At 66.6% G+C, this 13,935-nt stretch carries 13 protein-coding genes; 3 read left to right on the top strand and 10 right to left on the bottom strand.

The features are described 5' to 3' along the window. Positions 1 to 115 precede the first annotated feature (115 nt). Complete coding sequence (locus tag ACFTS5_RS06775; protein ID WP_378628097.1) at positions 116 to 481, bottom strand: nuclear transport factor 2 family protein; 366 nt, start codon at positions 479 to 481, stop codon at positions 116 to 118. Between the two features lie 272 nt (positions 482 to 753). On the opposite strand from ACFTS5_RS06775, the gene ACFTS5_RS06770 reads away from it, so the two are divergent. Beyond that, a complete protein-coding gene (locus ACFTS5_RS06770) occupies positions 754 to 1,908 on the top strand; it encodes a low temperature requirement protein A (protein ID WP_378628095.1) in 1,155 nt (384 codons plus the stop codon). A 61-nt stretch (positions 1,909 to 1,969) separates the two neighbouring features. Here ACFTS5_RS06770 and ACFTS5_RS06765 read toward each other — a convergent pair whose 3' ends face one another. The 8 genes from ACFTS5_RS06765 to ACFTS5_RS06730 all read right to left on the bottom strand — a co-directional run bounded on the left by ACFTS5_RS06765 (position 1,970) and on the right by ACFTS5_RS06730 (position 11,057). Next, positions 1,970 to 2,338, bottom strand: a complete 369-nt coding sequence (locus ACFTS5_RS06765) for a nuclear transport factor 2 family protein (RefSeq protein ID WP_378628092.1) — start codon at positions 2,336 to 2,338, stop codon at positions 1,970 to 1,972. A 121-nt stretch (positions 2,339 to 2,459) separates the two neighbouring features. Next, positions 2,460 to 3,953, bottom strand: a complete 1,494-nt coding sequence (locus tag ACFTS5_RS06760) for an aldehyde dehydrogenase family protein (protein ID WP_378628090.1) — start codon at positions 3,951 to 3,953, stop codon at positions 2,460 to 2,462. Then, positions 3,950 to 4,399 carry a VOC family protein gene (locus tag ACFTS5_RS06755; protein WP_378628088.1) on the bottom strand — a complete coding sequence of 150 codons (450 nt, stop codon included), beginning with the start codon at positions 4,397 to 4,399 and terminating at the stop codon, positions 3,950 to 3,952. The genes ACFTS5_RS06760 and ACFTS5_RS06755 overlap by 4 nt, the downstream gene beginning before the upstream one ends. Positions 4,400 to 4,468: 69 nt before the next feature. Next, positions 4,469 to 6,022, bottom strand: coding sequence for an aldehyde dehydrogenase family protein (locus ACFTS5_RS06750; RefSeq protein ID WP_378628086.1), 1,554 nt, complete (start codon positions 6,020 to 6,022; stop codon positions 4,469 to 4,471). A 187-nt stretch (positions 6,023 to 6,209) separates the two neighbouring features. Beyond that, positions 6,210 to 7,337, bottom strand: coding sequence for a lactonase family protein (locus ACFTS5_RS06745; protein ID WP_378628084.1), 1,128 nt, complete (start codon positions 7,335 to 7,337; stop codon positions 6,210 to 6,212). Between the two features lie 32 nt (positions 7,338 to 7,369). After that, positions 7,370 to 8,782, bottom strand: coding sequence for an MmgE/PrpD family protein (locus ACFTS5_RS06740; RefSeq protein WP_378628081.1), 1,413 nt, complete (start codon positions 8,780 to 8,782; stop codon positions 7,370 to 7,372). Continuing rightward, entirely contained in the window at positions 8,782 to 9,558 is a 777-nt protein-coding gene (locus ACFTS5_RS06735; RefSeq protein ID WP_378628080.1) for an N-acyl homoserine lactonase family protein, read from the bottom strand. Before ACFTS5_RS06735 ends, ACFTS5_RS06740 begins: the two co-directional genes overlap by 1 nt. A 29-nt stretch (positions 9,559 to 9,587) precedes the next feature. Then, complete coding sequence (locus ACFTS5_RS06730; RefSeq protein ID WP_378628077.1) at positions 9,588 to 11,057, bottom strand: aldehyde dehydrogenase; 1,470 nt, start codon at positions 11,055 to 11,057, stop codon at positions 9,588 to 9,590. Between the two features lie 336 nt (positions 11,058 to 11,393). Here ACFTS5_RS06730 and ACFTS5_RS06725 point away from each other — a divergent pair, with 336 nt between their 5' ends. Together ACFTS5_RS06725 and ACFTS5_RS06720 are read left to right on the top strand one after the other, a co-directional pair. Beyond that, positions 11,394 to 11,687, top strand: coding sequence for a putative quinol monooxygenase (locus ACFTS5_RS06725; protein ID WP_378628076.1), 294 nt, complete (start codon positions 11,394 to 11,396; stop codon positions 11,685 to 11,687). Between the two features lie 28 nt (positions 11,688 to 11,715). Continuing rightward, positions 11,716 to 12,864: a lactonase family protein gene (locus ACFTS5_RS06720; protein WP_378628075.1), complete on the top strand. Its 1,149-nt coding sequence runs from the start codon at positions 11,716 to 11,718 to the stop codon at positions 12,862 to 12,864. A gap of 75 nt (positions 12,865 to 12,939) precedes the next feature. Here ACFTS5_RS06720 and ACFTS5_RS06715 read toward each other — a convergent pair whose 3' ends face one another. Then, entirely contained in the window at positions 12,940 to 13,854 is a 915-nt protein-coding gene (locus tag ACFTS5_RS06715; protein WP_378628074.1) for an alpha/beta hydrolase, read from the bottom strand. Positions 13,855 to 13,935: the final 81 nt, after the last annotated feature.

Raw genomic sequence — 13,935 nt, 5'->3', positions numbered from 1 at the left:
CCCCGCGCTTTTCATACGCGACCAGCACCCATAAAACCGCGCTGTGGTAGGTTTTTCGTGTCTTGGGGGCTTAGGTCCCCCGATGCCACGATCGGCTACTTCGTCGTCACCACTGTCAGAAAGTGGCGGTCTCGAACACGACTTCGTTGTTCTTGACGTGGTAGGTCTCGGTCGCGGTCTTGCCGTTGCCCAGATCGAAAGCGAGGTAGACGTATTCGCCGACAGCCTCTTTGCGCGTGAAAGTAGGTGCGGCGGCGGCATCGAGCTCGTCGGCTCCAGCGGCCAACAGCGTCGCCAGGAAGGCTTTCATAGCGGCCTTGCCGACGAGCGGCTCCGGGGCCAATGTCGTGATGATGACCGTGTCCTCGGAATAGTCCGCGGCGATCGTGTCGACGTCGCGGCTGCCCATCGCGGCGATGTGCCGGTCGACGACCGCCATCGACGCTTCGGCAATTTTGTCTGCCTCGGAAATCTTGCTCATGTGTGATTACCCAACTCTCCACGGCTGCACGGGAACTCCGTCGTGCCGATTCCAGGAGATTACGGTCGCCTCTCGTCCACATCTGTCCAGGAAATTGGACAGTCTGCGAATTGCGGAAACCCCTCCTCTGAACGCCGGGCGCTTCTCGTGTGCAATGGCCGCTGTGAATCGAGGTTGCACCGGCGTGCAGCTAACGACTCGCGCACCCGCGGATAGGTACGCTGAGGCTGCGTTGCGAAGTGCTCGAGCACGGCGTCACCTAGGAGGAAGCCATGAGCGCACCGCGTCTGCCGCTCTCACGTGCGGTCTCGCCCCTCGAGCTGTTCTTCGATCTGGTCTTCGTCCTGGCGCTGGGCCAGCTGACCCATCACTTCGTCGCGCATCTGACCTGGCGGGGCGGGGCGGAGACGCTGGTGGCGTTGATCGCGGTGGTGGGCATCTGGACGTTCACCACCTTCGAGATCACCATGCTCGATATCGAGCGCAAGGGCACGAAGCTGATCACTGTGGCAGTGATGGCCCTCGGGCTGTTCGCCAATGCGGGCATCGCGCATGCCTTCGACGACAGCCCGTGGCTGTTCGTGGTGCCGATGCTGGCGGCGCTCATCGGGCCCAGCGTCTACGCCGCCGTCACCGCACCTGACGACGCGCTGCGCGGGCACTATCTGCGGGTCCTGCTGTGGTTCATGGTCTCGACCCCGCTGTGGCTGATCGGTGCGATGGTGGAGCCCGGCACGCGCCTGTGGTTCTGGGCCGCGGCGGCCGCTGTCGACCTGATCGGTACGTGGCTGGCGCATCCCGTGCCGGGTCGACGGATCGATTCACGGCAGCTGGCGTCCGACGCCGAGCACGTCGTGGAGCGCATGCGACTGTTCCTGATCATCATGCTCGGCGAGACCGTGCTGACACTGGGCCGGGTGATCACCGAACACCACGACGACGCGCTGGTGCTCACGCTCGCCTTCGGCTGTTTCCTGGCGCTGGTCTGCCTGTGGCAGATCTACTTCGCCCGCGCCGAGAGCGACGTGGTCCGCGACATCGCCCGCACCGCCGACCCGATCGCCGCGGTACACCTGGGGCTCAGTGCGATCTACGGCGTGGTTGCCGGCCTGGTGATATTCGCCGCGGGTGCGGAAACTGTACTCGGGCATGCCCACACCGATCGCGCCGGCGTCGCGGGTGTGCTGATCATGATCGGTCCTGCGGTGTATCTGCTGTCGCAGGCCTTCTACTTCCGCCGGGAGACCGGCACCGGCTGGCTCCCGCGCGTGGTGGGCGCCGCGGTGCTCGGTATCACGGCGAGCGCGGCCTACTGGCTGCCGCCGTGGCTAGTCATCGTAGCCCTCGTACTGATCCTGGGCGGTCTGGCCGTGCGCCTGTCCCGCGCGGCAACCGCCGAGTCGAGCGCTGGAGCCGAAGGCCACTGACGCTGATGCGACGCCTGAGGCCCTGCGACGACTGTCGCAGGGCCTCAGGCATAGGTCGGTGCTACGCGAAAACTGGGCTGTCCGACACGAAGCTCGCGAATTCCAGCCGCTTGGTCTTCCACTCTCCGTCACGCCGGACGAACTCGAATGTGTATCGGCCCGAGAGCAATACCCGGGTACCGTCCGCGGTGAGTCGGAAATAGAAGACATCGGTCGCCGCGGTCGCGGTGTCGCCCTGGATCTGGATCACCGGATTGGTGATGTGGTGATGACACTGCGGGACCTCGCGCCATACCTTGCGCACCAGTTCCCTGACCCCGTCGATACCGTGGCCCGCGCCTCGCGGCAGCAGATAATCGGCATCGTCGGACCAAATGCTCAGGAAGGTCTCTTCGTTCTTCTGGTCGATACCGTGGCAGTACTTCGCCATCAGTATTTGATTTCCTCGAGGTCGACGACCCACCGGGTCATCTGCTCCAGGTCATTCTCGTGCTCTGTCATTGCAATACAACTTTCGGGTGTCGTTTGACGGTAACGGCGAAACCGCGCCTTCAGCGGTCGAGCAGCGTGACGACTGATTTGGTCTCGAGGTATCCCTCGAGCGCGTCGGGACCGTTCTCTCGGCCCCAGCCGGACTGCTTGAATCCACCGACGGGCATCTGTACCCCGCCTGCCCGATGGATGTTCACCCCGATCCGGCCACCACGCAGTCGTCGGGCGATTCGATGCGCGAGCGCGACATCGCGCGTCCAGACACTGCCCGCCAGGCCGTATTCCGTGTCGTTGGCCGAACGGATCGCCTCGTCGAGATCGGTGAACGACAGGGCGGCGATGACCGGTCCGAAGATCTCCTCGCGGACGATCGCCATCTCGGGCAAGGCGTCGGCGACAACGGTCGGCTCGTAATAGAAGCCGGTCTCGCCCACCCGCTTGCCGCCACAGACCACCCGGGCGCCCGCGGCGATCCCGCCGTGGACGTACCCGGTGACGCGATCGAGCTGGCGCCGCGAAATGAGCGGTCCCAGCACCACATCCGGGTCGGTGCCGTAGCCCATCTTCATAGCACGGCCCTGTTCGGCGATCCCTTCGACGAGTTCGTCGTAGATGTCGGCGTGTGCGAACAGCCTGGTGCCCGAGGTGCAGATCTGCCCCGAGTTCCAGAACACGCCGAGGGCGATTCCCGCCGCGGCGGCCGTCAGGTCGGCATCGGGGAGCACGATCACCGGTGACTTGCCGCCCAGTTCCAGCGATACCTTCTTCAGGTTGCCGGTGGCCGCGGCGACGATCTTGCGGCCGACCTCGGTGGAACCGGTGAAACTGATCTTGTCGACCCCGGGATGTTCGGCCATCGCCGCGCCCGTCGCGCCGAAACCGGTGACGATGTTGACCACACCGGCCGGGACGCCCGCTTCGAGCAGGATCCGGCCCAAGGCCAGCGCCGACAGCGGTGCTTCCTCTGACGGCTTGAGCACACACGTGCACCCGGCCGCCAACGCCGGCGCCAGCTTCATCGACATGGCGATGAGTGGTGCGTTCCACGGCACGATCATCGCCACGACACCGACCGGCTCCCGGTAGGTGGCACCTTGCATCCGGCGCTCGGCGGTGCCGAGGTCGACGGTGGTGCCCACGATCTTGTCGGCCAAGCCCGCGAAGTAGCGGAACTGGTTGACCGCCTCGGCCACCATCAGCTTCGCTTGGGAGACAGGTACTCCCACGTCGAGGCTCTCCAGTCGCGCCAGCTCCTCGGACCTGGCCTCGATGAGATCAGCCGCCCGCCACAGCACCACACCGCGCTGTGCCGAGGACAGGCGCAGCCAGCGCTCCTCGTCGAAAGCGCGCCGCGCGGCCCGCACCGCGGCATCGACATCGGCCGCGGACGCCTCGGCGACCTGCCCGACCACCTGTTCGGTGCCCGGATCGATCACCTCGAACGTCGCACCCGTGGCGGCGGGCACCCACTCACCATCGATGAGCAGGTGCCCGCCGCCGTCGGAACCGAAGGCGGGCCGCACCGCCGCTTCCACGGTCACCACCGAGCTCATGCGTGATCGTGGATGTAGGGAACCGGGTGCGGGATCTTGGTGCCCGGCGGCGGGCTCTGCACCGCGTTCGGGTCACCGGAGACCAGCTCGACCAGGTAACCGTCGGGGTCGGCGACCATGGCCAGGCTGACCGGACCGAAATCGGTGGGCTCGACCCGCAATTCGTGACCCGCGGCCTTGATTTCCGCCGCCGCCGCGTGGACGTCATCCACGACCAGCACCAGCGGCGCGTATCCGGGAATCGGGTCGGGTGCGGGCAGCAGGTCGCCGTGGAGCAATACCAGGGTGCGGACGCCCTCGGAATCCTCCAGCATCACTTCGGTGAGTTCCGGGTCGACGAATTCCAGCAGCGCGCCGACCTTTTGGTCGAACAACGCGTAGAACGCCAGCGAGCGGTCGAGATCGCGAACGATCAGCTTGAAATTGGTGAACTGACCTTTGATCATAAGATTCTCCGTTGGATCTTCTCGAACACGAGCCCGATGCTCGGGCGCGCACCGGTACTGCGGAAACTGCTATTCGGCCGAGGGCGGGGTGCCGAGGACGAGGCCGTAGGCGCGCCGGCTCACGTCGCCGGACAGGTCGATCGTGATGCCCTTGTCCTGGGTGAACTCGCTCAGCGCGTCGGGGCCGAGCTCACGGCCGGTGCCGGACTGCTTGAAACCGCCGAACGGCAGGTACTGGGAGATGTTGTGGTAGTCGTTGATCCACACCGAACCCGCCTCGATCTGCCGGGCGACCTCCAGAGCACGCTGGTTGTCGCGGCTCCATACCGCGGCCGCCAGGCCGTACTCGGTGTCGTTGGCGATCTTGATCGCCTCGTCCTCGGAGTCGTACTTCAGGACCGAGAGCACGGGGCCGAAGATCTCTTCGCGGGCGATGGTCATGTCGTTGGTGACACCGGTGAACACCGTCGGCTCCACCCAGTAGCCCTTGTCGAAGCCCTCGCCGGTCGGCACACCGCCACCGATGACCACGGTCGCGCCCTCGGCCTTGCCCTTCTCGATGTAGCCGAGAATCCGCTCGTGCTGGGTCTTGTTCATCACCGCGCCGATGTCGGTGGCCGGGTCGAGCGGGCTGCCGATCTTCAGCGTCTTCAGCCGCTCCACCAGACGGGCGACGAACTCGTCGTGGATCGAGGCGGGCAGCAGCAGGCGGGTGCCGGACTCACAGGCCTGGCCCGCGTGCAGCAGGAAGGCGTAGATCGAACCATCCACTGCCGCAGTGATATCGGCGTCGTCGAGCACGATGTTCGGGCCCTTGCCACCGAGTTCGAGCAGCACTCGCTTGACGGTGCCCGACGCGTCTGCCATCACCTGCCGGCCCGTGGCGGTGGACCCGGTGAAGGACACCAGCCGCACATCGGGGTGCTTGACCAGGTGGCCGCCGACGGTCGGGCCGTCACCGACGACGACATTGAGCGCGCCGTCGGGCAGTCCGGCATCCTGGAGCAGCTGAGCCAGCTCGAGGGCGAAGATCGGGGTCTTCTCGTCGGTCTTGAGCACCACGGTGTTGCCCGCGGCCAGTGCCGGGATCGACTTCCACACGGCGATGACCGCCGGGAAGTTCCACGGGACGATGCCCGCGCACACCCCGACCGGCTCCTTACGGATGAAGCTCGCCGAGAGCACCTGACCGGCGACCGGTCCCGAACGCTCGAACTCATAGGTGCGGGTCAGCTCCGCGTAGTGGCCCAGGTGCATCAGCGGGAAGCCGACGCCGATGGCGCCCGCCAGCCGCAGCGGCATACCGGTCTCCTTGGCGCTGAGCACCGCGAGGTCGTCCATCTTGGCGCTCAGCGCGGCGATCACCCGGTCGATCACGGCGGCCCGCTCGGCGGGCGGGGTGTTGCGCCAGACACCGGACTCGTGGGTCCGCTTCGCTGCGGCTACCGCGGCGTCGACGTGGCTGATATCGGCCCGGGCGACGGTGACGACGACCTCCTCGGTGGCCGGGTCGATCACCGGGATCGCGGTGTCGGTATCCACCCACGAACCGTCGATGAAGAGCCGGTAGTGCGGCACGCCGTCACGGTCGACAGCCGGCGTAGCGGGAAGGGTGGCAGTCATTTCTCACCTCTGGGGATCTGTGTCGCCGGCGATTCCGGCGAGCAGGTATGTGAACGAATTACACAGTGGGACAATTGAATTCATGATCGCAACGATCTTCGCGAACCATGTCCCATATCTCGACGGTAGAGACATCCGGGACGCGCGGATGTCCATGTTTCTGGACAGTCGACGCGATGTATCTCCGCTACCGACCGGCCACGAGCAGCGAAGCCGCGGAAAAAAGGAGTCCGGTGCCGACCGCTTCGCCCGCGTCCGGTGTCAGCGCGCCGTCGGGCTCGATGCGGTAGCCACGCAACGCGACGGTCGGCGTCGGCGAGGTACCCGCCAGATCGACGGCGTAGAGCCGCTGACCATCAGAGGAAACGAACACTTGACCGGGCATCGTGCCGACGGGTCCGCCGGGGAAAGGCGAACCGGGCAACGGCCGCAACGCTCCGTCGGGTTGGACCGCGAAACCGGTGACATCATCGGTCAGCGCGTTCGGGGTGTAGAGGAACCTCCCGTCGGGGCTGAGCCCGATGCCGTGCGGGGTCAACCCCGTCGCCGGGAACGGCGATCCGGGCACCTCGACGAGCGCGCCGGTCGTCGGCTGGTACCGGAAAGCCGACACACTCGACGTATGTTCGTTCGAGGTATAGACGAACTGGCCATCCGGTGAGAACGTCGGACTGACCGGTCCGCCGCCGGTACGCACCGACTCGCGGGCTGCTGAGACCGTGCTGTCGGAACGCAGCTCGAACCGAGTCATTGTGCCGCCGGAATAGTTGGACACGTAGACGTTCAGACTGTCGGGTGAGACCACCGGCATCGGCACCGGGCCACCCGCGATGCCGGCCGGGCCGATCGCCACCGGAACGCCCTGCGGCGTCGGCGCCCCGTTCGCGGCCACCGAGTAGCCCTGCAGGTGGGCACCGCCGTCGAGGCTGGGTCCGGTGAGCAGCACCAGATGCTTGCCGTCGGGTGAGAGGTTCATCCCGAGCGGCGGTTCCGAGAGGACGGTCGGGGTGCCGGGGACCGGGGACAGGTCGCCGCCCGCACCGATCTCGTAGGCGAAGATCGCCGCGGCCGGTGTGATGGTCAGGACATAGAGGAAGCGGTGATCCGCCGACTCCTTCACCGACAGGTTGCCGAATCCGGTGGGTACGTCCGCGACGAGTCGCGGTGCCCCATCAGCGCCGACCCGGTAGCCGAGCAGTCGGTCCGAGGCGGCACCTGCCACATACAGATACTCGGTGCCGGGGGCACCGAGGGCCGGGGAGGCGGGCAGGAGTATCAGCAGAGCGGCGGTCGCGAGGACGCCCAGCGACATCATGCGCCGGCTTCTGCCGATACGGTCTCGAATTCTCACGCTTGTTCTTTCGTCGAATGCCCAGCCGCGAGGAGCGCGGCCAGATCTCGGCCATCGGTGGCGTCGTCCCAGAGCAGGGCGGCGATCCGGGTTCCGTCGGGCACGTGGTCACGGGCTGCGAGCCCGGCGCCTTTCGCGATGAGCTGCGGGGTGGTCATGGGAGCCGCCACGGTGCCGACGCTGTCGATCACGGTCGCGGACGCGGAACTGCCATCAGCGAATCGCAGACGCACCGACGAGGCGAAATGCTCTGGGTAGTAGCGCTTTTCGAGATCCGAGTCGACCTCGAAGCGGACCTTCGCGGCGATCGCGAGGATCCGTTCGTCCCTCAGGAACTCCTCGCCGTAGGCGTCGTAACGGGTCGGACCGTAGGCCAGCGTCGCACCGACGATGTACGGGCAGCTGTACTGCGCGGTCATCGTGGACTCGGCCTCGGTCATATGCTGGTCGGCGACCAGTTGTGGCCCGCTGACCACGATTTCGGTGATCCGCTCGACCGGGATCGTGAATCCGTCGGTCACCTCGGCCAGCGCGTCGATCGTCGAATGGAACAGGCGGCAACACGCGTACGGCTTGTAGCTGATGGTGTGGATACGCAGCTGGTCTCCCGGCGTCACCTCGCGTAGCGGACCGCCGAAACTCGCCGCGGCACCGTAGGTGCCCTCGACGACCAGACGCGGCGCCGTCAGCTCCGGTATCAGCGCGAAATCCGCCGCCAGCACACCGTTTCGGGCGCCGAGCCCGGCGTGGACCCGTTTCACCTCACCACCGGTCGGCTCGACCGAGAACTGCATCGACCCGCTGGGTTGCGACAGCGCGTGGCCCCATGCCGCCACCAGGATCTCGGGATCGACCAGCTGCCCATCGCGGTAAGCACGCAGGCTCACCGCTGCCGTGGCCGCACCGAACGCACCGAACACCGACGTCGGATGGAACCCCCGATGCACGGTCTCCAAACCACCCGCTGCCGTGCCGATCAGAACCATCGCCTCATAGCCCGCGGCCACCGCCCGGAACAGTTCGGATTGCGAAGCGCCCGTCTCCGCGGCGACGGCCAGCGCCGCCGGGATCACGACCGACCCCGGGTGACTGGTGGTCACGTCATGGGTGTCGTCGAGCTCGTAACTGTGCGCCGCCGTCCCGTGAGCCAACGCCGCCACCGACGCTTCGGTACACCAATCAGACTGCAGCACCGGACTTCCGCCGGTACCCGCGAAGCGCCTCGACCACTCCCGCACCCGACCTGCCGCAGGTCGGGTACTGCCCCACAGCGAGACGATGAAGTTGTCGAGGAACAGTCGCCGTATCGCCTCGACGTCGTCGGCACCGAGTGCGGAATTCGCCACGGCGGCCACGTGCTCGGCCAGTCGCGCGGTGACACCGACCGATCCGGTACCGGAGCTGGTCATCAGGCGTATCCGCCTTCGACGGTGCCCAGCCGCTCCCAGTCCTGCGGGTCGTGCAGGACCCACACCTCGGCCTGCTGGGCGGCACTGATCTGCATGATCCGCTGGATCGACTGCACGGCCTGGATGGCGTTGACGTCGACCGGGCACGGGCACTCCGAGACCAAACCCGACCGCAGGTGAACCGCGTCTCCGGTGATCAGGAATTTCCGCGACGGCAGCGTCACCAGCAGGCTCACCTCGCCGGGCGTGTGTCCTGGGGTCTGCAGGATCTGGATGCTGCCGTCACCAAAGAGGTCGTAGTCCTCGCGCAGCGGATTCCACGCGAACGAGCGGGTGAGCTCGAGATCCTGCGGCCGGTAGAAGCCCTGGTAGGGCGGGTCGGGCCAGAAGGCATAGCGCAGATCCACTTCCGACATGTAGAACTCGGCGTCGGGGAACAGATACATGCCGCCGGTGTGGTCGAAGTGCGAGTGCGAAATGACCACGTGCGTGACGTCGGACGGCGCGAACCCGGCCTTGGCGAGCTGCAGTTCCAGGGTGTTGCCCGGCGGGCAGTCCAGCGCGAACACATCGACGAGGTCGCCGTAGACGGCGCGCGGATCGTTCCATGCCTCGGGCACCAAGCCGGTGTCGAACAGGACCAGCCCGCGCTCGTGCTCGATGAGGAAGGTCGGGATCGGCACCGTGAGTGGACCGTGCTGACCCATGGTGATGAGTCCGTGGTCCAGCGTGATCGACGCCCCGGCCAGTGGCCACAGACGTTGTGCAGTCGACATTGACGTGCCTTTCGGAGTGCGGGTGACGTTCAGGACAGGGCGTCGGCGATGTCGCCGGAGATGCCGTAGGACTTGGGTTCGACGAACACGTCGAACCCCTCGAGGCCGGCTTCACGGCCGATGCCGCTGTGTTTGAACCCGCCCAACGGCGCGTGGAAACCGGTACTGCTGCCGTTAATCTCGACGCTGCCGGTGCGCAGTCGGGCAGCCACCGCGAGAGCGTGGTCGGTATCGGCGCTGTAGACCGCGCCGCTGAGCCCGTAGACGGTGTCGTTGGCGATCGCGACCGCTTCGTCCTCGCTGTCGCACGCCAGGACCGCGACGACAGGGCCGAAGATCTCCTCCTGGGCGATGGCCATGTCCGACGTCACCTCGGCGAACACGGTCGGCTCCACGAACAGACCGTGCTCGAAGCCATCCGGGCGGCCGCCGCCCACAACGACTTTCGCGTCGTCAGCTCGGCCGCCGGCGATGTACCCCTCGACGCGGGCGCGCTGGCGGCGGCTGACCAGCGGACCGATCTCGGTCGCCGGATCGGCGGGGTCACCGATCCGTAGTCCACGCACCGCGTCGGCGAGGCGCTCGACGAGTTCGCCTGCGCGAGAACGTGAGACGATCACGCTGGTCTTGTTCGTACACGCCTGCCCGTTGTAGCGGAACGACAGCGTGCGCAGCGAGGCGACGGCGGCAGCCAGATCGGCGTCGTCGAGGACGAGTGCGGCCGACTTGCCGCCCAATTCGAGGGTGTAGCGGCGCAGGTCGTCGCCGCAGAGCGCGGCGATACGACGTCCCGCCACAGTGGAGCCGGTGAACGACACCTTGTCCACCCCGGGGTGGGTGACCAGGTATTCGCTCTCGGCGCGATCGGCGACCACGATGTTCAGGACGCCGGGCGGAAAGCCGACGGCATCAGCGAGTTCAGCGAGCAGATACGCGCTCAACGGCGCCTCGGGCGACGGCTTGAGGATCACGGTGCAGCCGGACAGTAGCGCGGGCGCGAGTTTCAGCATCGCCACCGACAGTGGCGCGTTCCACGGCACAACCGCCGCGACCACACCGAGTGGTTCCCTGGTGACGAGCGCGTTGCCGATCGCCGAACGCCGCACAGTCCGCCACGGATAGTCCTGCACCAGTTCGAGATTGGTCTCGATGAGCGCGATCGCCGCGCCTGCTTGGGAGGCCAGCGTCTGCGTGATCGGGCAGCCCATCTCCTCGGTGATCAACGCCGCGATCTCGCCGCGGTGCTCGGCGATCGCCTGACCGAGCCGACTCAGAACCGCCATCCGCTCGGCCAGGCTCATCCGCGGCCACGGGCCGGTGTCGAACGCCGACCTGGCGGCGGACACCGCACGGTCCATGTCCTCGCGAGAGCTGGCCACTACGCGGCCGATCGGCTGCCCGGTGAACGGTGAGACGACCTCGAAAGTATCGGTGGTCGCCGGGGCGACCCATTGACCGCCGATATACAGACTCGAACGGTTTTCTCGCCGCACCGCCACATCGAACTCCTGCCGAACGAATACAGCCGAACGCACTGCACCATCGACGAGATGGCCGTTGCCACGCTGCAAAAGGAAACTCCCGGAATCATTTCCGAATGAGTGACCTCGATCATATCCAGACCCCGAGGGTAATCAATTGACGATTTCCGAACCCCCGCTTCACCGACCCCGAACCCGCGCCAGACCGCCCCGAACAGCTACTTCACGCTGATCGAATCGCTACTTTCCGATTCACCAATTGGCTTGGACTGTGATGCACGTTACGGTCATTCCGTTCGCTGCCGAAGTTTCCGCCGAACATTCCCTTTCCTGCCGACAGGAGTCTGCATTTCCATGGCTGTTCAGGTAACAATCGACATGTCCGCCAAAGCCGACCGTTTCGACGATCTGCGCGAATGGTTCATCAAGAACCTGCCCGGTACCCGCAGCTTCGCGGGCAATATCAGCGTCGAGGTCGCACGTAATCAGGACGAACCCGCCCGGATTCTCTTCGTCGAGAAGTGGGACACCCGCGCGAACTTCGAGGCCTATCTCGCCTGGCGCGACGAGTCCGGCGTCATCGCCGAGTTGCTCGAGATGCTCGACGGTGAAATCACCTTCCGCTACCACGACTTCCTCGGCGTCTGACACAGCGGATAGTTCGGATAGGTAGTCGATGACGACATTCCCACGACGTAGGGCGGGCCGTCGCGCCCAGCTGCTCCTCAAGCCGACCGCCGCGCTCGCGGCGGTGGTCCTCGGCGCCGGCTGGGCGGCAGGCACCGCCGCCGGAGCACCCGGTCAACAGTCACAGTTCCTGCTGATGGGCGGCACCGCCACCGGCAATGTGGCGGTCCTGCGCATCGCCGACGACGGCGGGTTGTCCGCAGTGCCCGGCTCACCGTTCGGCGCGGGTCCCGCCGTGCTGTCGGTGGCCGCGGCACCCGAGAGCCGCGATGTCTATGTCACTCAGGTGGGCGCGCAGCGCGTCACCGGCTACCACCTCGACGACAACGGCACGGCGCATCCGATCCCGGGTGGTGAGGTCGCGTTCAGCGGCGGCCCGGTGGTCACCTCGATCCTGACGCCCGACGGACGATTCCTGTTCATCGGCGCGGGCGGGGTACCGGGACGGCTCAGCACCTACGCCGTCTCCCCCACCGGGGCGCTGACCTTCCTGCGCGAGACCACGGTCGACGGATTCGCTGTCTTCCCGATGATCACCGTCGACCCGAACGGCCGCTATCTGCGCTTCACCAGTGCTGCCGACGCCAAGATCCACAGCTACGCGATCGGTGCGGACGCCGAGCTCACCTCGCTCGGCGATCCCGTGCCCGGCGGCAGGCTCCCGGTCAATCCGGGCTACACGCCCGACGGCCGGTTCGTTTACGTGAGCAACGAACAAGGCAGCAGTGTCTCAGGTTTCGCGGTCGGCGACGACGGAAGCCTGACGCCCACCCCCGGTTCGCCGTACGCCACCGGCGGGATGCCGCACGCGGCCGAGGTCACCTCGGACGGACGCTATGTCTACATTCCCGAGGTCGCCGGCGGTGCGATCGCGGGATTCTCGATCGGTCCGGATGGTGCGTTGACGCCGCTGCCCGGTTCGCCGTACCGGGCGCCGGCCGGGTCCTATCCCGGGTTGGTGAAACTCAGCGACGACGAGCGCCACCTCTACGTCGCCGACTGCCTGCCCACCACGGTGACGACGAAGATCCACATCTTCGACGTCAACGCCGACGGCACGCTGACCCGATCCGCGCTGCCCTCGGTCGATACCGGAACCATCTTCGGCGACGGTCCGATCCTGGTGAAGACCCCCTGACCGATACACGAAAACGTCTGCCCCGCACGAGGATCACCCGTGCGGGGCAGACGCCTGTGTGAGCGTCGGCCGGGATCAGCCGGCCAGACCCTTGCCGAAGAACTCGTCGAGCTTGTCCAGGGCGGGGGTGACGTACTGGTCCAGGTCGTACAGGTCGACATGGGTCGCGCCGTCGACGACGAACAGTTCCTTCGGCTCGGCGGCCTTGGCGACGGCCTCCTCGCTGAAGTAGGCGGTGTCAGCCTTGGAGCCGACGATCATCAGCAGCGGACGCGGGGAAATCATGGCGATCTTGGCGTACGCGTCGAACTGCGCGATTCGGTCGATGCTCTGCAGCGGCCACTTGTTCTCCGAGCGCTCGTGCTGCCCGCGAGGGGTGCGGTAGTAGTCGTGCGCGTCGCGGAACAGTTCCGGCGCCTGTTCCAGACCTTCGGCGCTCGGCGGCGCCCAGATCTGGTAGTTCGGCTCCGCGCCCTGCGCCTCGGCGGTGCGCAGCGCACCGGCGGCGTCGAGCATTTCCTGCAGCACCGACGGGTCCTGGGTGCGGCCGAGGCCGTTGCTCAGGTAGTCGCCGATATCGAGACCGCTGACGGTGGCCACGGCCTTGATGCGGTGGTCGGTCTGCGCGGCGAAGGGCACATAACCACCAGAGGCGCAGATACCGAGGGCGCCGATGCGGGTGGAGTCGACATCGTCACGGGTGGTCAGGAAGGTGACCGCGGACTTGACGTCCTCGCTGCGCTGGAAGGGGTCCTCCAGGAAGCGGGGCTCGCCTTCGCTCTCACCCTGGTAGGCGGCGTCGAAGACGAGCGCGGCGTAGCCCTTGTCGGCCAGTCGCTGCGCGTAGATGCTGGCGGTCTGCTCCTTCACACCACCGCCGGGGTGCGACACCACCACGGCGGGCAGGCGCTCACCCGTGCGGTTGTCGGGGGTGAACAGGATGCCCGCCAGGCGCAGGCCGTTGCTCGAGAAGTTGACGCTTGTGCGCATCAGGCACGATCCTTTCGATGAGATCTGCTCCGGCTCGAAGCCGATGCGACAACCTTCTCTCCGGCAGAACCTCCCGACAAT

Origin of the sequence: Nocardia sp. NPDC056952 (genome assembly GCF_042674185.1) — a bacterium.
Taxonomy (GTDB): Bacteria; Actinomycetota; Actinomycetes; order Mycobacteriales; family Mycobacteriaceae; genus Nocardia.
Note: the sequence above shows the minus strand (reverse complement) of the source record. Positions and strands in the feature narration are given on the sequence as shown.

Bases quoted from the DNA above. Each gene is read 5' to 3' on its own strand.
- ACFTS5_RS06775 (WP_378628097.1), bottom strand. From the start codon at position 481: ATGAGCAAGATTTCCGAGGCAGACAAAATTGCCGAAGCGTCGATGGCG.
- ACFTS5_RS06770 (WP_378628095.1), top strand. From the start codon at position 754: ATGAGCGCACCGCGTCTGCCGCTCTCACGTGCGGTCTCGCCCCTCGAG.
- ACFTS5_RS06765 (WP_378628092.1), bottom strand. From the start codon at position 2,338: ATGGCGAAGTACTGCCACGGTATCGACCAGAAGAACGAAGAGACCTTC.
- ACFTS5_RS06760 (WP_378628090.1), bottom strand. From the start codon at position 3,953: ATGAGCTCGGTGGTGACCGTGGAAGCGGCGGTGCGGCCCGCCTTCGGT.
- ACFTS5_RS06755 (WP_378628088.1), bottom strand. From the start codon at position 4,399: ATGATCAAAGGTCAGTTCACCAATTTCAAGCTGATCGTTCGCGATCTC.
- ACFTS5_RS06750 (WP_378628086.1), bottom strand. From the start codon at position 6,022: ATGACTGCCACCCTTCCCGCTACGCCGGCTGTCGACCGTGACGGCGTG.
- ACFTS5_RS06745 (WP_378628084.1), bottom strand. From the start codon at position 7,337: ATGATGTCGCTGGGCGTCCTCGCGACCGCCGCTCTGCTGATACTCCTG.
- ACFTS5_RS06740 (WP_378628081.1), bottom strand. From the start codon at position 8,782: ATGACCAGCTCCGGTACCGGATCGGTCGGTGTCACCGCGCGACTGGCC.
- ACFTS5_RS06735 (WP_378628080.1), bottom strand. From the start codon at position 9,558: ATGTCGACTGCACAACGTCTGTGGCCACTGGCCGGGGCGTCGATCACG.
- ACFTS5_RS06725 (WP_378628076.1), top strand. From the start codon at position 11,394: ATGGCTGTTCAGGTAACAATCGACATGTCCGCCAAAGCCGACCGTTTC.
- ACFTS5_RS06720 (WP_378628075.1), top strand. From the start codon at position 11,716: ATGACGACATTCCCACGACGTAGGGCGGGCCGTCGCGCCCAGCTGCTC.
- ACFTS5_RS06715 (WP_378628074.1), bottom strand. From the start codon at position 13,854: ATGCGCACAAGCGTCAACTTCTCGAGCAACGGCCTGCGCCTGGCGGGC.